At 74.4% G+C, this 18,979-nt stretch carries 13 protein-coding genes; 1 reads left to right on the forward strand and 12 read right to left on the reverse strand.

Going from position 1 to position 18,979, the window contains the following annotated elements; all coding sequences use genetic code 11:
• Positions 1–115 precede the first annotated feature (115 nt).
• The 12 genes from OG933_RS05320 to OG933_RS05375 form a co-directional block, all read right to left on the reverse strand.
• The gene (locus OG933_RS05320) at positions 116–1,393 is read right to left on the reverse strand and encodes an ABC transporter substrate-binding protein (protein WP_362519899.1); all 1,278 of its coding nucleotides are present in this window, start codon (positions 1,391–1,393) and stop codon (positions 116–118) included.
• Positions 1,390–2,502: a branched-chain amino acid ABC transporter permease gene (locus OG933_RS05325; RefSeq protein WP_362519896.1), complete on the reverse strand. Its 1,113-nt coding sequence runs from the start codon at positions 2,500–2,502 to the stop codon at positions 1,390–1,392. The genes OG933_RS05320 and OG933_RS05325 overlap by 4 nt, the downstream gene beginning before the upstream one ends.
• The gene (locus OG933_RS05330; protein ID WP_054238840.1) at positions 2,495–3,391 is read right to left on the reverse strand and encodes a branched-chain amino acid ABC transporter permease; all 897 of its coding nucleotides are present in this window, start codon (positions 3,389–3,391) and stop codon (positions 2,495–2,497) included. Before OG933_RS05330 ends, OG933_RS05325 begins: the two co-directional genes overlap by 8 nt.
• Positions 3,388–4,308: an ABC transporter ATP-binding protein gene (locus OG933_RS05335; RefSeq protein WP_405625657.1), complete on the reverse strand. Its 921-nt coding sequence runs from the start codon at positions 4,306–4,308 to the stop codon at positions 3,388–3,390. Before OG933_RS05335 ends, OG933_RS05330 begins: the two co-directional genes overlap by 4 nt.
• A complete protein-coding gene (locus tag OG933_RS05340; protein ID WP_362519889.1) occupies positions 4,305–5,087 on the reverse strand; it encodes an ABC transporter ATP-binding protein in 783 nt (260 codons plus the stop codon). Before OG933_RS05340 ends, OG933_RS05335 begins: the two co-directional genes overlap by 4 nt.
• Positions 5,088–5,958: 871 nt before the next feature.
• Positions 5,959–7,236, reverse strand: a complete 1,278-nt coding sequence (locus tag OG933_RS05345) for an acyltransferase (RefSeq protein WP_405625658.1) — start codon at positions 7,234–7,236, stop codon at positions 5,959–5,961.
• Positions 7,233–9,434 carry a glycosyltransferase gene (locus tag OG933_RS05350; protein WP_405625661.1) on the reverse strand — a complete coding sequence of 734 codons (2,202 nt, stop codon included), beginning with the start codon at positions 9,432–9,434 and terminating at the stop codon, positions 7,233–7,235. Before OG933_RS05350 ends, OG933_RS05345 begins: the two co-directional genes overlap by 4 nt.
• Positions 9,435–9,588: 154 nt before the next feature.
• Positions 9,589–10,509: a hypothetical protein gene (locus OG933_RS05355; protein WP_405625662.1), complete on the reverse strand. Its 921-nt coding sequence runs from the start codon at positions 10,507–10,509 to the stop codon at positions 9,589–9,591.
• 332 nt (positions 10,510–10,841) lie between these two features.
• The gene (locus tag OG933_RS05360; RefSeq protein ID WP_405625663.1) at positions 10,842–12,221 is read right to left on the reverse strand and encodes a PucR family transcriptional regulator; all 1,380 of its coding nucleotides are present in this window, start codon (positions 12,219–12,221) and stop codon (positions 10,842–10,844) included.
• Positions 12,222–12,329: 108 nt separating this feature from the next.
• The gene (locus tag OG933_RS05365) at positions 12,330–15,440 is read right to left on the reverse strand and encodes a LuxR C-terminal-related transcriptional regulator (RefSeq protein WP_405625664.1); all 3,111 of its coding nucleotides are present in this window, start codon (positions 15,438–15,440) and stop codon (positions 12,330–12,332) included.
• 213 nt (positions 15,441–15,653) lie between these two features.
• Positions 15,654–16,574: an alpha/beta hydrolase gene (locus OG933_RS05370; RefSeq protein WP_405633242.1), complete on the reverse strand. Its 921-nt coding sequence runs from the start codon at positions 16,572–16,574 to the stop codon at positions 15,654–15,656.
• A 189-nt stretch (positions 16,575–16,763) separates the two neighbouring features.
• Positions 16,764–17,018: a hypothetical protein gene (locus OG933_RS05375; RefSeq protein WP_405625666.1), complete on the reverse strand. Its 255-nt coding sequence runs from the start codon at positions 17,016–17,018 to the stop codon at positions 16,764–16,766.
• A 450-nt stretch (positions 17,019–17,468) separates the two neighbouring features.
• On the opposite strand from OG933_RS05375, the gene OG933_RS05380 reads away from it, so the two are divergent.
• Positions 17,469–18,959 carry a PucR family transcriptional regulator gene (locus tag OG933_RS05380; RefSeq protein WP_405625667.1) on the forward strand — a complete coding sequence of 497 codons (1,491 nt, stop codon included), beginning with the start codon at positions 17,469–17,471 and terminating at the stop codon, positions 18,957–18,959.
• The last annotated feature ends 20 nt before the right edge of the window (positions 18,960–18,979 follow it).

An 18,979-nucleotide genomic window follows, 5' to 3' on the forward strand; every position in this document is an offset into this window, starting at 1 on the left:
GAGGTGATCGCGGTGCACCGGACGTCCTCCAGCCTGGCCCCGCCGTCACCCGCGGGTCCAATGGAGATAAGCGAACGCATTCAGCAGCACGGCCGCTGAATCACGGGAGTGCGGGTCAGGAGCGGCTCTTCAGGTACTCCGTCACGCCCGGCGCCTCGTGCGCGTCCTCCACACCCACCAGGCCGCCGACCGCCTTCGCGTCCGGCTTGAGCACATAGGTCGACAGGGCGGCGGGGCGGGACACGTCGGAGAAGTCCTGCGGGGAGCCGAGTCCGGTGTCGACGCTCTTCTGCCCACGGTGCGCCTTCACCACGTCCTCCCGGGCGAGGCTGCCGGCCGCGCAGGCCTTCTTGAGGTCGGCGCCCAGCAGTTGGGCCGCGTTGTAGCCGGACAGCACCCCGGAGTCCACCGGGGAGGCCGGGTACTTCTTCCCGTACGCGGTCACCATCTTCTGGACACCGGGCAGGTCCGAGCTGACGGCGGGCGCCGCACTGACCACGTTCAGCAGGCCCAGCAGGGCCGGTGCCGCGGGCGTCTTCAACAACTGCGGCGCGTAGCCGGGCGCGCTGCTGACGACGGGCACCTTCAGTCCGCGGGAGGCGGCGACCCCGACCAGGGAGGCGGTCTGGGCCGGGCCCGCGCTGATCAGGACGGCCTTCACGCCCGCCTTGCTCAGCGCCGACACCTGAGCGGTCAGATCCGTGTCCGTCGCCTTGATCTTCTGCGGGACGATCTTCAGCCCGGCCTTCTCGGCCGCCCACGTCGAGCCCTCCAGGGCGTTCGCGCCGTAGTCGCCCTCGAAGTAGACGTGCCCGATGGAGTCACCCTTGGCGAGGCCCTTGGTGCGGGTGAGGAAGTCGACGGCCGTGATCATGTCGACGTCGTAGGTGGTGCCCATGACCTGGACGGAGTCCTTGCCCAGCAGGGAGGCCGCCCAGGCCTGCGGGAAGGTGAGCAGGTGGTCGCGCTCGATGTCGTCGAGGAGGGCGGCGACGACGGGGGATCCGATGACCTGCGGCAGCGCGACCACGTCCGGGGAGAGGTCGGCGTAGGCGGTGACCGCCTTCTGCACGTCGTAGCCGTGGTCCTTGACGACGATCTCGACCTTGCGGTCGCAGATGCCGCCGGCGGCGTTGGTCTCGTCGGCCCACAGCTGCTGGGCCTGGACGATGCTCTTGCCGAGGGTGGCGTAGGGGCCGGTCAGGTCGGTGAGGGCACCGAGCTTGATGGTCTTCGCGGTCACGCCCGGGCCGGACTTGACGCCGTCGGCGCTGTCGGAGCCGCTGTCGCCGTCCGCCTTGGAGCTGCAGCCGGTGGCCGCGACGAGCAGGGCCGCGAGCGCGGCGGCGAGGAAGGTTCCGGGGACGCGGTGTCTGTGGTGCGTGCGGTTCACGGGGTGGGCTCCTTGGTTCGGACGGCGGAGGCGGATGGACGGGTGGCGGGCGCCGGGGCCGGGGCGGCGGGGCGCAGACGGGTGCGGACACGGCGGGTGATGCCGGTCAGTCCGTCGGGGGCGTACAGCAGGACCAGGACGATCGCCGCGCCGTAGAGGTAGCGGGCCGCCTCGGTCGGGCCCACCCCGCCTTCGGTGGTGCCGGGGGCGGTCACCAGGGGCAGCTGGTCGGCGTAACGGGTCATCAGCAGGGGCAGCGCGGTGACGAAGACGGCGCCCGCGGCGGCCCCGGCCACCGAGCCGAGGCCGCCGATCACGATCATCGCCAGGTAGTCGACCGAGAGGGCCAGGCCGAAGTAGTCGGGGACGACCCGCCGGAAGGCCAGCGCGAGCAGCACCCCCGCGAGGCCCGCGTACATCGACGACACGACGAAGGCCGACGCGCGGTGGCGGGCGACGTCGACGCCCATCACCGCGGCCGCCGTCTCGCTGTCGCGCAGGGCCGCGAGGGCGCGCCCCGGGCGTCCGCGCAGGAGACCGCGCGCGGTCCACCAGGTGCCGGCCAGCAGGGCGAGACCGAGGAACCACAGGCGTTCCTCGGCGCCGAACGGCACGCCGAGGACGACGAGTCCGCCACCGTCGTCGCTGAAGGAGAACCCGCCGAGGCTCAGCGGGGGCACGGAGCGGCCGTTGAACCCGCCGGTGACGGAATCGGCGGTGAGCAGCACGTGGTGGCCCAGGAAGACCAGGGCGAGCGTGGCGACGCCCAGGTAGATGCCGCGCACCCGGCCGGCCACGGGACTGAACAGTCCGCCCGCCGCCCCGGCGAGCAGCACGGCGAGCAGGGCTGCGAGCCCGGTCGGCAGTCCGGGGCCGGGTTCTCCGGCCAGCCAGGTGTAGCCGTAGGCACCCACCGCGAGGAAGAAGGCGTGCCCCAGGGAGAGCTGGCCGGCGGTGCCGGTGAGCAGGCCGAGGCCGACGGCGCCGATGGCGGCGGCCATCGAGAACAGGCCGATGCGCAGCCAGAAGGCGTCCAGGTAGAAGGGCGGCGCGCACAGGAGGAGGGCGGCCAGGAGCACGAGGGCGCCCTTGGGGATCCGCTCAGACACGAGCCGCTCCCCTCGCGCCGAACAGTCCGGTGGGCCGCACCAGCAGGACGGCCACCATGACGGCGTACGGGGCGACGTCGCCGAACCCCTCGCCCAGCACGTGCAGTTCGGACTGGTAGCCGGCCGCCAGGGCCTCGGTCAGGCCGATCAGCAGGCTGCCGGCCAGGGCGCCCGGTGGGGAGGTCAGGCCGCCGAGGATCGCGGCCGGGAAGGCCTTGAGGGCGATCTGGCCGGTGGTCCGTTCCAGCCCGGGGGCGGGGAACGCGGCGAGGAACACGGCGGCCAGCGCGGCCAGGGCGCCGGCCAGGCACCAGGCGAGCATCCGCACCCGGCTCAGCCGTACGCCCATCAGGGCGGCCGCCTCCGTGTCCTCCGCGGCGGCCCGCAGGGACAGGCCCCAGGACGTGTAGCGGAACAGGGCGAAGACGGCGCCGATGGCGAGCGCGGAGACGGCGATCGCCGCGAGCCGGCTGTCCGCGACGGTCACGGACCCCAGGCGGGTCACCGAATCGCCCCACGGGTCGCCGAGGGTCAGCAGGTCACCGCCGATGCGCCGGGAGAGGTCGGTGAGCAGCACGATGTCCACCCCGATGGTGACGATGGTCTGCACATGGGCGGCCTTGGGGTCGGGGTCGCCGCGCTGGAGCAGCAGCCGGTCGAGGGCTCCGGCGAGCGCCGCGGTGGCCAGGACGGACACCGCGAGGGCGCCGGCGAAACCGAGGTCGTCGTGGAGGACGGCGACGAGGTAGCCGCCGAACAGGAGCAGCGATCCGTGGGCGAAGTTGAGCACCCCCGACGCCTTGAAGATCACGACGAAGCCGAGCGCGACCAGGGCGTAGACCGCGCCGAGCGCGAGCCCGGTGAGGATGCTGTCGAGGAAGGCGGTCATACGGAGTCCCCTTCGGAGTCGGTTACCTCTTCGAGGGCGGTGCCCTGTGCGGTGGTGCCCTGCGTGCCCGTGTCCTGCGCGGTGGTGTCCTCGCCGGGGGTGTCCTCGCCGGGGGTGCCGAGGTAGGCGCGCAGCACTTCGGGATGGCGGCGGACCTCGTCGGGGGTGCCGTGGGCGATGCACCGGCCGAAGTCGAGCACCGTGACCTCGTCGGCCAGCCGCATCACGAGGCCCATGTCGTGCTCCACCAGCAGGACGGACAGGCCGAGTTCCGCGCGGACGGTGTGGATCACCTCGGCCGTCCGGGCGCGTTCGGCGCCGTTCATGCCGGCCACGGGCTCGTCGAGCAGCAGGACGCGCGGCTCGAGACAGAGCGCTCGGGCGAGCTCCACGCGCTTGCGGTCGCCGTACGACAGCAGGGCGACGGGCGTCTCGAAGCGGGCCGCCAGTCCGGTGAGCTCGGCGATCTCCCGGGCCCGGGCGAGGTGGGCGCGCTGTTCGCGCACCGCTCGGGGCAGCCGCAGCGCGGTCGCGGCGAAGCCCGCGTGGGAGAGGACGTGCCGGCCGAGCATGAGGTTGTCGGCGACGGTGCCCTCGGTGGTGACGATGTTCTGGAAGGTACGGGCCACGCCGAGGGCGGCGATCCGGTGGGGCGCGAGTCCGGTGAGTGTCTCGTCGCCGAGCCGGACCTGTCCGGACACCGGGCGGTACAGGCCCGACAGGACGTTGAAGCAGGTGGACTTCCCGGCGCCGTTGGGGCCGATCAGGGCGTGCACGGACCCCGGGGCGACGGTGAACGACACCGTGTCCAGCGCGGTCAGGCCGGCGAAGCGCACGGTCACGTCCTGAACCCGGAGTTCGGGAGGTGCTGCCGCGAGACGGCCGGGAGCGGTGGCGGTGGTGGGGCGCAGGCTCACGCGGCCCCCTGGTCGCCGGCTTCGTCACCGAGGTAGAGACGCCGTACCGCGTCCGTGCTCGCGAGGTCGTCGGCCGGGCCGGACAGCCGGACCTCGCCCACTTCCAGGACGTAGGCATGGTCGGCGAGGGACAGCGCCATGCCCGCGTTCTGTTCGACCAGCAGGACGGCCGTGCCCTGGGCGTTGATCTCCCGGATCACCTCGGCGATCCGGAACACCATGCGCGGGGCCAGGCCGAGGGACGGCTCGTCGAGCAGGAGCAGCCGTGGTGCGGCCATCAGGGCCCGCCCGATGGCCAGCATCTGCTGCTCTCCCCCGGACAGCAGACCCGCCGCCTGCCGACCGCGTTCGGCGAGCACGGGGAACAGCGTGTACACGCGGTCGCGGGCTTCCCGGACCTGTTCGGGTGCCCGTCGGCCGAGGCCGAGGCCGCCGGTGCGCAGGTTCTCCTCCACGGTCAGGCCGGCGAAGACCCGGCGGCCCTCCGGGACCTGGACGACGCCGGCCCGCACCGCCGCCACCGGGTCACGGCCGTCCAGGACCGTGTCTCCGTAGCGGACGAGGCCGGCCGTGACGGTGCCGCGGTGCAGGCGCAGGGTGCCCGACACCGCCCGCAACAGCGTGGACTTGCCGGCGCCGTTGGCGCCCAGCAGCGCCACGACCGCGCCGTGCGGGACGGTCAGGGACACGGAGCGCAGGGCTGACAAGGCCCGCCCGTACGTCACGTCGAGACCCTCGACGTGCAGCGCGGGCCGCTCCTGCGGGGGTACTCCGGGCATCGCGGCTCCTCGGGTCCGTGCCGGCGGGCACGGAGTTTCGGGGGAAGGGGAGCTCACGACAGCACGCCGGAGGAGGGCCGGTACAGGCGCGGACGCGGGGTCGCTGCGCCACCCCAACGGGAGGTCGGCGGGGTTGTGCGCCTGCCCAGGCGAACGAACCGCGCATACCCGCCCAGAGGCGGGACGCAAGCGCCCAGAGGGCGGGCCGGGGCCTCTGGGAAAGGCGAGACGCGGACGCCCCGGCGGCGGGCCGGGACCTCCGGAAGAGGCGAAACGCGGACGCCCCCGGCGGCGGACCGGGGCATCCGGGAGAGGGGGACGCCGACTCCCCGGGGGCGTCGGCAGAGCCTCCGCGAGACAGAACGCTGAGATCCCGGGGGCAGGCCGGGGGCTCCGGGAGAGGCGGAGCGCGGACGCCTCGGCGGCGGGCGGAGGCCTCCGGAAGAGGCAGACCGCGGAGACCCGGGGGGCAGGCCGGGGCCTCTGGCACAGGCAGAACGCGGACGTCCCACAGACCACAGGGCACCCCAGGAGCGGTGAGGCTGGGGTGCCCAGGGGGTGGCCGGGGGCCGGTGTTCAGGTGCGCGGGCCCGGGACACCCCCGTGGCCGGGCATCGGTCGGTGGCGCGGGCGAGCCGGGGTGTCGCCGACACGCCCGGGGAACCGGCCCGTCGGCCGCTGCCGGGACGCGGTCCGTGCCGACAGCGCGGACCCGGACGGCACGGACGGAGCGGCCGGAGCCGACGGCACGGACAGTGTGGGCTGCGGGGCGGACAGCGTGGACGGCGGGGCGGACAGTGTGGGCGGCGGAACCGGGCCGGGTGCCGCCGGGCTCAGTGGCGGTACCCGGGGCTGCCGGCCCGCCGTCGCGTCACTTCGCGCGTCGCGCCTTGCTCCTGCGGCCGTCGGGCCACAGGCGTGGCTTCCTCTTCGCCGCGATGTCCTCGATCCAGCCGGTCGCGAGGATCATCACCGCGATGAGGGGCCAGACCAGCAAGAACATCCACAGCATGTAGCTGGAGTCGAGGGCGGACGTGACGCTCCGGCTCTCCATGAAGGGGAGTCCGTACGCCAGGTCGATGATCGGGACCGTGGCCATGATCAGCAGGTTGTGCCACAGGTAGATCGTGACGGCGCGGTTGTTGGAGAGCGTGATCAGCCTGTCCCAACGGGACAGTGCGCGCGGGAGTTCCTGCCACGAGGGCGAGTACTGGAGCAGGATCACCACGAACCCGAAGGACCAGGCCGCCTGGGCGAGCGGGATGTCGTTGAGGTCCCAGCCGTCCGGTCCCAGGTGCCCGGAGGCCCACCACAGGCCGAGGGCCATCACGAGGGCGGAGCAGGAGACCGCCGCGTAGCGGGGTATCCGCGCGAGCAGCCCCTCCTGGTGGGCGAAGCCCAGGACCCAGCAGCTGCCGTACACGGCGAAGTCGCTGACCGCGTTGCCGGTCTCGCCGGGTATGGACACCAGGCCCGTGCCCACCACCGCCGTCAGCGCCAGCGGCGCGAACAGCGTGACCCAGGGCGCTCGGCGGAACGCCCACAGCAGCAGCGGCGAGGCGAGCACGAACCACAGGTAGGCCCGCAGGTACCAGAGCACACCCGCGGCCTGGACCGCCCAGGTGTTCTCCAGCAGGCCGGACTTGGAGCCGATGTCCCACGGGAACGGAGGCGCGCCGAGCGGGACGATGTAGTTGAGCAGTTCGACGACGCCCAGGGCGCCCCCGTGGTCGGGGTCGTCCAGCGGGTTCCAGCCGCCCGCGAACATCAGCGTCAGGACGACCGCCCCGAAGAGCCACAGCGGCGGCAGCAGCCGCCGGACGCGGTCGCGGATCACGCCGAGTGGCGGACGCTTCAGCGAGCGCGCCATCAGCGAGCCCGCCAGGGCGAACATGACGCCCATGGACGGGAACAGCACGGTGAGCCAGGCCCAGCCGAACAGGTGGTAGACGACCACACGGACCAGAGCGATCGTGCGCAGCAGGTCGAGGTAGCGGTCGCGTCCCGGCTTCTTGGCGGCCGTCGTGCCCCCGGCCCCGGCCGTGGCGGGTGGTTCCGGGAGGGCCCCCGCGGTCCGCTGCTGCGGGACGCCGAAGGCCGGCGTCCGCTCGGGGCCCGTGTTCGTCCCGGTCGGGTAACCCTGGGTCATGCGACGGGCCTCCGGTCGTTGGTGCTGCCGGTGTGCTGACGCGGCGCGGGACCGCCCGGCGCCTCGACGGCGCCGGTGCGGCGCAGCTTCTGCCAGCGCAGCCGGCCGCCGGTGAGGGCGGTGATCCAGGACTGGAGCAGCACGACGTACATGAGCTGGCGGTAGAGGATCTGCTGGAGGGGCAGCGAGATCAGGTGGGTCATGCGTTCGCGGTCGAGCCGGAAGGCGTAGGCCGCGCAGACCGCCTGGACGGCGAGGACGCCCAGCCAGGCCACGATCGTCTTCTGGGTGGGGCCGAAGACCACCCCGTAGAGGAGGAAGACGTCGATGAGCGGGGCCAGCAGCGGGGCCAGGACCATGAACAGCGAGACGAACGGCAGGCCCACGCGGCCGAACCGGCCGGACGGGCCGCGCTCGAAGACCGCCCGGCGGTGCTTCCAGATCGCCTGCATGGTGCCGTACGACCAGCGGTAGCGCTGGGACCACAGCTGCTGCACCGACTCCGGGGCCTCGGTCCAGGCGCGCGCCTTCTCCGCGTAGACCACCTTCCAGTTGTCGCGGTGCATGGCCATGGTGATGTCGGTGTCCTCGGCGAGCGTGTCGTCGCTCATGCCGCCGACCCGCTCCAGGGCCGAGCGGCGGAAGGCGCCGACCGCGCCGGGGATGGTGGGCATGCAGCCCAGGACGTCGTACATCCGGCGGTCGAGGTTGAAGCCCATCACGTACTCGATGTGCTGCCAGGCGCCGATCAGCGAGTCCCGGTTGCCGACCTTGGCGTTGCCGGCCACGGCGCCGACCTTCGGGTCGCCGAAGGGCTGCACCAGTTCACGGACGGTGGACGGCTCGAAGACGGTGTCGCCGTCCATCATCACGATGAGGTCGTACCGGGCGTTGGCGATACCCCGGTTGAGGGCCGCGGGCTTGCCCGCGTTGTGCTGGCGGACGACCCGGACGTTCGGCAGGCCCATGGCCTCCACGATCAGCGCGGTGCCGTCGGAGGAACCGTCGTCGATGACGAGCACCTCGATGGGGTGCTCACTCGCCATCAGCGAGCGGACGGTGTTCTCGATGCACTTGGCCTCGTTGTACGCCGGCACCAGCACCGACACCGGTTCGGTGACCGGCGGGCCCCAGCTGAACCCGGGCCGGCGCACCCTGCGGGCGTGCAGGGCGGACAGCAGCAGCATGAGCACGAACCGGCTGATGACCAGGACACCGATCACCGAGAGGCCGACCATCAGCACCCCGGTGATGTTCTCGGCGGCTCCGACGAGGAAGATCCAGGCCTTGCCCTTCCACAGGTCGAGGCCGGTGACGGGGGTGTGTGCGCTGGGCGCGCCGAGGGCCTCGGTGAGGTTCTCGAACTCGTAGCCACGGGATGTGAGTTCGGGCAGGAAGCGGTCCAGCGCCTGGACCGTCTGGTGACGGTCGCCGCCGGAGTCGTGCATCAGGACGATCGCGCCCTTGCCGCCCTTGGGCGTGGCGCGCCTGATGATCTCCTCGACGCCGGGCTTCTTCCAGTCCTCGCTGTCGGTGTTGTTGACGACGGTCAGATAGCCGAGTGAGCCGATGTACTCGGTGACCGGCCAGGACTTGTCGTCCATCGCGTCGGCGAAGGACGAGTAGGGCGGGCGGAACAGCGAGGTGCGGATGCCCGCCGCGCCTGCCAGCGCGAGCTGGTTCTGGGACAGCTCCCAGGAGATACGTTTCTTCGACTGGTAGGAGAGGTCGGGGTGGTTGAAGGTGTGCAGGCCGACCTCGTGGCCCTCGTCGACCATCCGCTGGACCAGGTCCGGGTAGCGGGAGGCCATGGTGCCGGTGACGAAGAAGACGGCGTGCGCGTGGTGCTTCTTGAGCACGTCCAGGACCTTGGGGGTCCAGACCGGGTCGGGACCGTCGTCGAAGGTCAGGACCAGCCGGTGGTCGGGCACCTCGCGGCTGGTGCTGCGGCCGCCGCGGCTGTCGATGACCGGGCCGCCGTCCAGGATCTGGTCGGGCACCTTGTCGGCGGACGCCTCGGGCTGGACGCGGTGGTCGGCGAGGATCTCGCTGTGGACGTAACCGCGCACCATCAGCATCGCCATCATGGCGACGAGGACGAGGCTGGGCAGCATCAGGCGCATCGGTACGCGGCGGCGCCGGGCGGCGCTGTCACGGGCCGCGGCTGCGGCCCTGCGACGGCGGGCGGGGAATGCCATCGGAAGGTGTGCTCCAGAACGGGACAGGAAGGGAGATGAGCGGGGCTGAGCGGGGCTGAGTGGGCTGAGCGGGGACTGAGCGGAAGCTGAGCGGGGCCGAGCGGGGCCGAGCGGGAGCCGGGCGGGGCCGAGCGGGAGCCGGGCGGAAGCGGCGTCAGCCGGCGGCGGACACGGAGTTCGCCTCGCCGACGATCTCGCCGGTTCCCCCGGTGTCGTCGACGGCGCTCGGCGAGGGGCTCGCGCCGCTGTCGGGCTGGCTCGCCTCGGGCGAGGCGGCGGCGGACTCCGACGCGGCCGGACCGGACGCGCTCGCCGTGGCGGTGGGGTGCACGGTCGTCGTCCCGGTGGACGCCTCGGGCAGCGCGGACGCCTCGGTCCCGCCGGGGCTCGCGCTGGCACCGGGCACGTTGGTGGCGCCCCCCAGGGAGGATGCCGTCGGGACGGAATCCGACGCGCCCGCGTTCGGAGCGGCGCGGTCCGAGCCCGAGGGGCTCTCCGAGACCGACGGCACCGACGAGGTCTCGACCTTCCCGGCGGGCGTGTCGTCGCCCTGTCCCGGCAGGGGCAGCCAGGGTGCGCTGGAGTTGCCCGAGACGAGGGTGGCGACGATGACGAGGGCGTACACGGAGCAGGCGATGCCGACGGCCACGCCGAGTCGGCGCAGCCGGCGGCTGCGGCGGCCCGACTCGTCGACGAAGACAGGGGTGCCGGGGACACCGGGGGCGCCGTGGGACTCGAGCCGACCGCCGGAGGCACCTGCCGTGGACGCCGGGTCGATGCCCGCGAGCTGCACCGTCAGTTCGTCCGCGTCGTGGAGGGGCTCGGCCGGGGCAGCGTCCGTGAAGGCGTCCGTGAAGGTGTCCGCGAAGGCGGGGTACACCGCGGTGCCGCCGGGCAGGGGGGCCGTCGCCTCGGTGCGCGCGGAACCGGGTTCCTCCGCGGTCTCCCAGAAGCTCCCGGCTCTTGGCGTCCTCGCCTGAAGGCCGGTCCTGCGCCCGGCGAACGCGGCGGCGCCGTCGAGCCCGGATGTATCGTCCGACCCTTCAGGTTGGGCGTCATCCAGCCAATGTTCCACTTACCCAACCCCCACGGGACTGCTGCGGGGGTGCGCAGACGATGCCAAGCACACGTCGACCGAACCAAGCCCCCACCTGGTCCGAGCGCCCCCCAAATAGTTGATGCTTGGACGGTGACTATAACTCACCTAGTGAAAGCGTGAAATTTGTGTCAGAAGTGTGAAGAAGATGGTCCGCCGAGCATGACTGAAAATGATCCTCGCACATTCGTGCGCAATGAATGCATCCCCATCTCACAAGGCGGACGACTTTCACGCGCGGCGCCATAGGCGACTGTTCGGGAACTCCGGCCAAAAGGTGTTTGTCGTTCCATAACGCCGACGGCGGGCGTTCAGCGGGTGCGCAGGCCCCGTGCCGTCAGGGCGAGGCTGATCTCCACCAGGTCGGCCGGCCGGGACAGGGAACGGCCCGTCAACTGCTCGTAGCGGCGCAGTCGGTTGAGGACGGTGTTGCGGTGGCAGTACAGCCGCTCCCCCGCCCGCTGGGCGGAGCCGTCGCAGGCCAGCCAGGTGGCCAGGGTGTCGAGCAGGACGGCCTCGTCGGCGGGTTCCAGACCGCTCAGCGGGCCGAGCACCCGCTCGACCAGCGCCGCACCCAGGTCGGGGGTCGAGACCACCAGCGCGGCCGGAAGGTGCTCGGTCAGCCGGATCGTGCCGCCGGTCCGCGGGCACATGTCCAGCGCGATGTCGGCGAGGCGGCGGGCGTCCCCGACCGCGGCCAGCCCCGACACCGCCGTGCTCACCCCGGTCCGCGCACTGCCGGAGGCCGGCGGGACGGCCGACGTCGGCCCCGGTGTGCCGACGTCCCGACTCCCACTCGCACTCCCCCTCCCGCTCCCCCTCCCGCTCCCCCTCCCGCTCCCGCTCCCGACCTCGCTTCCGCCCTCGATCTCGCTCTCGTTCTCGCCCAGGAGGACGATGCCGTAGTCCACCTCCACCCCCGTGTGCCAGTACACGCGCCTGCCCCGGCCGTGGGCGGCCCGCGCGCCGGCGGCGTCGGAAGGACAGCCGGCCGTGACCGCCACGACGACGTACCGGCCCTCTTCGGGGAGGTCCAGCGCCTGGGCGGTCTCCGGCAGGTCCGCGATCCGACTGGCGCCGTCGAGCAGGGCGCCGGCCAGCACCCGCAGCCGGTTCTCGCGCCGCCAGGCGAGCTGCCGCTCGACCTGCCGGTAGGCGTCCGCGACGAGGGTGCAGTGCTCGTCGACGAAGTTCCACACGTCGGCGGCGATGTGCACGAGCAGCCGCACGTCCTCGGGAGCCGTGCGGCAGGTCTCCTCGATGAGGCCCTGCCACACCAGGGACCCGCCCAGCCGGAACGCGTGCAGCAGGGCGTCCAGCGGCAGGCCCTGCTCCGCGCGGGTGGCGCCGATCTTCCACGAGCAACGGCGGGCCGCGTCCCGGCTGCCGCGCGGGTCGATCAGCGAGGCCACGCTGTGCCGCAGCGAGCGGTGCACCTCCTGCCAGATGGCGGCGGGATCGCTCGTCACGGCCGCGCGGTAGGCGGGCTCCTGGTCCTGGAGCGCGGCCACCAGCCGGTCGGTGAGGTCGGGCAGGTCCGCCAGCAGCACCCGGGCGGCACGGTGCAGGACCCGGAGGGCGTCGGCGTCGATCAGCGACCGGACATGCTGGGGATGCGGCCGGGGGCCGGGGGCCGCCGGTGCGCCAGCCGCGGGGCGGAAGACGGTCCGTGACCGTAGGGCCTGATGCATCGCGGTCCTCCCCCAAGGCAGTGTCCAGCCGTCCGACTCGTCCTGCCACGAAGGATGGCATACCGTCCGGTCGGTCCCTAGGGGTGTGCACCATTTGTTTCTCTCCGGTCAACCCTCCTGTCCGGCCTTCTCGACCATGCGCACCAGTTCGACGCGGGAGCGGACGCCCAGCGCCGCGAAGACCTTGCGCAGGTGGTAGTCGACGGTTCGGGTGCTGACCGAGAGGGTCAGCGCCACCTCCCGGTTGGTGGCGCCCTCGGCGACGCACCGGGCGATCCGCAGCTGCTGTGGTGTCAGTCCGTCCAGCCCCAGGCCCGGCCCCATCGCTCTCACGCCGCCTCCCGGTGCCACGCCACCCGCCCGCAGTTCGGCGCGGGCCTGGTCCGCCCAGGCGCGCGCGCCACAGCGTTCGAACCCGACCAGGGCGGCGCCGAGACGGTCGCGGGCCTCGCTCAGCCGGCGGCGCCTGCGCAACCACTTGCCGTGCAGCAGTTCGGTGCGGGCACGTTCGAAGTCGCCGCCGGCGGCCACGTCGTGCAGGTCCAGCGCGCGGCGGAACAGGGCGTCGGGCCGGTCGGCCGGAGCCAGCAGCGCACGGCAGCGCGTCAGCTGGGCGGGAGCCTGCGGGTCGGCGCCGAATCCGGCCCACCGGGCGAACTCCTCGACGACCTCGGCGACCCCGTCGTCGGCCCGTCCGGTCGAGGCGGCGGCCTCCACGAAGCAGGGCACGGCGAGCATCCACACCGCGAAGTGCCCCCTGCGCGGCCCCGGGCGCACGAGGGGACCGAGCCGGTCCGCGGCCTCCCGGGGGCGCCCGCGGGCGAGGTCGGCGCGGGCCGCCGCCCACTCCGCCAGCGTCGCGGCCTGGACCAGGCCGTGCCGGCGGGCGGTGGCCAGCGCGGTGTCCACATGGGCGGCGACCTCCTGCGGAGCGCCCTCGATCGACGCGGCGAGGGCGAGCACCGCGTGGTGGTGGGCGGCCGTGTTGCGCTGCCCCGTGCGGTGCGCGGCCCGCAGCCCCTCCTCCGCGTGGGTCCTGGCCAGCGTGTGCCGTCCGGCGCGCAGCTCGGCGTAGGCAAGGTACTCCCGGGCCCGCGCGAGGGCCGCGGCGGTCCCGGGAGTACGGGCGGCGGCCAGGGCCCGCGCCCCGGCGCGGCGGGCGGCCGCCAGGTCGCCCAGCAACAGGGCGGCGGCGGCCGCGCGCAACGCCGTGTCCGGCTCGTCGGCGCCGGCCGCGTCACCCGCAGCCTCCGCGTCCACCACCAGCCGCCGCAGCGGCCCCGCCGCCTGCGCGAACTGCCCTTCGAGCAGGGCCCGGAGGCCGGTGCGATAGCCACGCAGCGCGGCACTGCCGCCTGCGCGGACCTGCACACCGTTGTACGCCGGATCGCCCGGAGACTCGGACCGGACCACCGAAAGGTTCCGGGACGGCCGGACGCCGGACAGTGGGCCGGTGCCCGGGCCACCGTCCTCGCCACCCAGCAGGTGCGGCCTGCCCGCCGCGTCGCCCAGCCACCCCGCCCGGCCCGCCGGCCGGTCCTCGAACGGCCGGGGGCCGGGACACGCGTCGAAATCCGCAAGGTCGTCCCCACCGCCCGGCACCAACAGGCGGCCCGGGGCATCACCCGGGCGCCCCGCCCGGTCCGCTGGCCGGCCACCGATGGGCCGGGGCCGGGGGCCTGGACACGCGTCGGGATCCGGGAGGCCGTTCTCTGCGTCGAGCAGTACGTGCGGGCGCCCCGAGGCGGCATCCGGGGCGTCGGCACCGGTGCTCAGCAGGTGCAGGCAGCCCTGGGCGTCGCCTGCCGCCCAGGCGGCGTCCACTGCGGCCAGGAGGGCCGATTGGGCTTGCCGTGGGGACGACTCGGTCAGCAGGCGGGCCGCCAGGAGCAGGGACGCGCGGGCCTCGTCGACCGGGCCGTCGTACAGGACCGTGGTGCCGCGGACCAGTTCGACGCGGCCGCGCAGCGCCGTGGGCGCCGCGCTGTCCCGGGCCCTGTCGAGCAACCGCAGGGCCCGGTGCGTGCGGCCGCCGAGCAGGGCCTGCTCGGCCGCGGCCGTGTACCACTCCGCACGCCGCGTGCCGTCCTCGGCCAGTGCGGCGGCGTGGGCGTACGCCGCGCACCGCAGGCTCCGGGGATGCGTCCGGTCGCCGGCCGCCACGGCCAGTTCGGTCGCCGTCCCACGGCGGGGCACGGTGGCGGACCGGGCCCGGTGCAGCAGGGCGTGCAGCCTCGCGGCCCCCGACTCCTCCAGGGCCCGGGCCAGCGCGCGGTGCGCGGCACGGCGCCGCTCGGGCCGCGCCCCCGCGTACACCGCGCGGCGCAGCAGATCGCTGTGGAACCCGACCTCGCCGTCGGCCAGGACGAGCACCTCGGGAAGCGGATCGGAGGGAGGGACGGCCTCCGCGCCGGGACGCGTCGCCCGCAGGTGCTCCGCTGCCCGCCGGGCGAGTGCCAGGCCGATCCAGGAGTCCTCCGTGTCGTCCGCGTCCCGTACGGCCGCCGCGACCGTCAGCAGCAGGTCCTCCTGCGCGGGCGTGAACCCGGCCAGGAAGCCGCCGGCCAGGCCGGTCAGGAGCTCGGCGTCGGCCGGCGGGCCCGGCAGTCTGCGGTGACCGCGGATCTGGGCGGGCGACAGCCGCCGGACCATGCCCAGCAGCAGGGCCGGACTGCCCTCGGCCGCGTCCACCAGGTCGTCACGCACGGCCCGGTCGAGGGCCCCGCCCGTCGCCTCGTCCAGGAGCGCGGCCGCCTCCACCGGGGAGAGCGGGTCGACGCGGACCACCGGCAGCGCGGCGAACTCCCGGTCGACCGGGCGGTGTCCCGACACACTCAGCAGCACGCCCACCCGGTCGTTCCCGCGCAACTGCTCGGCGGCGCGCCCCACCGCGGCCCTGGTGGGGACGTCCCACAGATGCGCGTCGTCGACGCACAGCAGCATCGGCCTGCCGGCGGAGGCGGCCCGCAAGGCGTCGAGGAGCGCGGCGCAGGGCTGCCCCGTGGCGGACCACGGGCCCACCGGTGCGCCGAGGGCGCGCAGCAGCGCGCGCAGACCCCCGAGGGGTACGGCCGACGCCACCCGGTCGGCCCGGACGTCGACCACGGACGCGGCCGGGCACGAGCGGGCGACGCGGGCCAGGAACGCCGTACGGCCGCAACCGGGTTCACCGGTCACCACCCGCACACCGCCGTCGGCGGCGGTCGTCTGTCCGGTCATTCCCGTGACGTTACGTACGGGTAACGGGCGGTGGAAGCCGTGCGACCGCGCGGGCGACGACGCCGATACGGGCCGTTCGGGGCCTGTCACCAGTGGGTTCGTGTGCGACGGGCCCGGCACACCTTGTGCCGGGTCCCAACGGCCGCCGCCGCGCCGCGTGCACGGGCACAGCGACGGCGACGGCGACAGCGACCCCGTTCTCCTCACCCTGGCTCAGGACGTGTGCGGGCAGTTGCCCCGGTACTCGTCGATCGTCGTGCTCGGCTGCGGGAGCGGGCACAGGAACTGCTCGTAGCGCGTGTCGTTGTCGACGAAGCGCTTCAGCCACGAGATGCCGTACTTCGCGATCGTCGTGTTCGACGAGTTCGGGGTGAAGTGGGTGGCGTTGTTCAGCTCCAGATAGGCGCGGTCCAGGGAGGACGGCAGGCTGGAGTAGAACGGCTCGGCGTGGCTGGCGACGGGGGCGATCGTGTCGCCGTCGGCGCCGACGATCAGCGTGGGGGTGCCGACCTCGGGCCAGGACTTGTCGAGGTTCCAGGGCGTGAGCGGGATCGCCGCCTGGAGCGAGGGCCGCGCCTTGGCGGCCTCCAGGCTGCCGCCGCCGCCCATCGAGTGGCCCATGACGCCGAGCCGGCTGCTGTCGACGCGGGTACGCACGGAGCTGACCTGCGTGAGGTGGTCCAGGGCGGCGAGCAGCTGACGGCCGCGGGAGTCGGGCTGGTCCAGCGTGGTGAGGGTGTCGATGGTGAAGACGACGAAGCCCTGGGACGCCAGCCGCGGGCCCAGCCAGGCGATGGAGGACTGGGTGGCGGTGTAGCCGGGCGAGACGGCGATCGCGCCGAAGGTGCCGTCGCTGGTACTGGTCGGGTAGTAGATCGTGCCGCCGCCGAAGCCGGTCACGGCGAGCGAGGAGACGGTGGTCTGGGAGACCGCGTAGGGGCCGCGTGCCGCCTCGATGCTCGCGGTGGTCGGCGCCGGGCCCCGCTCGTAGGGGTTGTCCGCCGCCTGCGCGCCGGGGCCGCTGAGCGTGGTGAGGCCGACGACGGCGGCGACCGCCGTCGCGAGCCGGGCGAGCTGTCCGGACCTGCGGTGGGGGGAGCCGGTGGAGGCGCGGTGGGCCGCACCGGTGCGCATGTGATCCTGCACGAGGAGTCGTCCTCTCGGTCGGGCGGGCCGCGGGGGCGCCGCCGCTGGGATGGCGGTGCCACTGTCGGCGCGGGACCGGGGCGTGGGGATCGGCGATGTCACCGGTCTCGTGGCTTTCCACCGGAGGAGACCGGGGAGACGGCGCCCCGGTGCGGCCCGCGTCGCCGGCCGGGCCGCCTATCGTCGGCGGGGAGCACACGGGGTGCGTCGTAGGGACGAGGGCGGGAGCGTCGGACGATGAACGAGGAGGCTCCGGCCCTGCGAGAGGCCGCCGCGACGCTGCGGTCCCTGCTGGCCTTCGAGGACGGCAACGCGGTGCGGCTGCTGTACGCGCCCGCCGCGCCCGACACCGTCGTCCGGCGGATCGCCGTCGGCCTGGACGACCTCGACGATCCGGTAGGCCACGGCGACCTCGATCTCCCACTCCCACACGGCCTCGACGAGACGGACGCCCTCAGACGGGGTCAGGGACCGGAGCCGAGGCCGGAGCCGAAGCCGGAGCCGAAGCCGGAGCCAGGGCTGAGCCCGGGGCCGGAGCTGAGGCTGAGCCCGGGGCCGAGGCCGGAGCCGGAGTCGGGGCTGAGCCCGGAGCCGAGCCCGGGGCCGGGACCCGGACCGGGACCCGGACCGGGACCGGGACCGGGACCCGGACCGGGACCCGGATCGAACCCAGGTCCGGAATCGGGATCGGGACCCGGACCGGGACCCGGATCGAACCCAGGTCCGGAATCGGGATCGAGATCGGTCTCTGGACCGGGACCTGGTCCTGGTCCTGGTCCTGGATCGGCATCTGGACCGGGACCTGAGCCGGGTCCAGATCCGGGTCCAGATCCGGGTCCAGGACCGGGACATCCGGCGGCCGGCGGCGTCCTGCTGCTGGCCGTGGGCGCCGCCCCGGACGGCGGGACCGTGCGCGAGGCCGCCCGGCGGGGTGCCTGTGCCGTCGTGCTGGGCGACACCGGCGAGGAGGTCACGGGCCAGGAGGTCATCGGTTCGGGGGTCACCGGTGCCGTGGAGGCGGCCCGGGAGACCGGCGTCGCCCTGCTCGCCCGTGCCGAGGGCACCGGCTGGGCCGAGGCCGCCGCGCTGTTGCGGTCGGCGCTCTCCTACGTCCGGGCCGGTCGGGCCGACGACGCCGGGGCGCTCCGGGGCCCGGAGACGGCGCCCTCCCTCGCGGTCCTGGCGGCGCGGGTCGCGGCGGACGTGAAGGGGTCGATCACCATCGAGGACACCCGGTTGCGGGTCCTGGCCCACTCCGCCACCGGCCCCGGCGCCGACCCCCTGCGCCGGACCGTCATCCTCGGCGGCCGGGTGCCCGACTGGCGGGTCGCCGAGCTGCGGCGCAGCGGTCTGTTGCGCGCCCTGTGGACCTCCGAGGACGTCATCCACCGGCCCGCCGACGGCGACAACCCGGAGCGGCTGGTCGTCGCCGTGCGCAGCGGGCGGGAGGTGCTCGGCTCGATCTGGGCCGCCGCGGACGGCGCCGCACTGGCCCCGGACGCCGCCCGCCATCTGCGTACGGCCGCCGGGCTCGCCGCTCCGCTGCTGGTGCGCGAGCGGCTGAGCGAGAGCGGTACGGCCCACCGCCGGGAGGCCGCGCTGCGCGGTCTGCTGCACGGCCTCGGGGACCGGCGTACGCACGCCTGGTCGCTGGGGCTGTCCCCGGACGCGCCGTGCGCGGTGGTGGTGGCCGAGCGGCGGCCGGACGCGCGGGCCGACGACCGGGCCCTGGACGTCCTCGCCCTGGAGATCTCCGCGCACCGGCCCGGCACCGGGATCCTGCGGGGCGGCGACCGCCTCGCGCTGTTCCTCACCGGGGATGCCGCCGCGGCGGACCATGCGGGAGCCGTGCTCGGCGTCGTGCGCGAACTGGACGCGGTCGTCTCGTCGTTGCCGGGTGCGCCGGCGGTGTGGCTGGGCGTCGGCCCGGTCGTCACCCCGGAGCGGGCCGACCTGTCGTACGGGCGGGCCGGGCTCGTCGTCCGGGCGCTGCGGGAGCGGGAGGCCAGGGCGTCGGCCGCCGGGCGGCCCCGGCCCCCGCGGTATGCCGACGCGGCCGGTGCGGGCGCGGCGCTGGAGGTGCTGCGGATCCTGGACGCGGCGCGTCCGGTGTGGGAGTCGGGCAGCGGGCCGGTCCACGACCTGATCCGCACGGACCTCGCGGCGGGCGGCGAGCTGGTACGGACGCTGGCGGCGTACTTCGACGCCGGGGGCGACGTCCCCGAGGCGGCGCGACGCCTGGTCGTGCACGCCAACACGCTCCGTTACCGGCTGGGCCGGGTCCGGCAGCGGTACGGCGTGGACCTCGACGATCCCGACACCCGGCTGCTGCTGACCCTCGCGGCCCGGCTGGTCCCGCCCGAGGGATCCTGAGCGCCCGCGTGTCGGATGCC

This window comes from Streptomyces sp. NBC_00016 (assembly GCF_045040885.1).
In the GTDB taxonomy this organism is placed as follows: Bacteria; Actinomycetota; Actinomycetes; order Streptomycetales; family Streptomycetaceae; genus Streptomyces; species Streptomyces coriariae.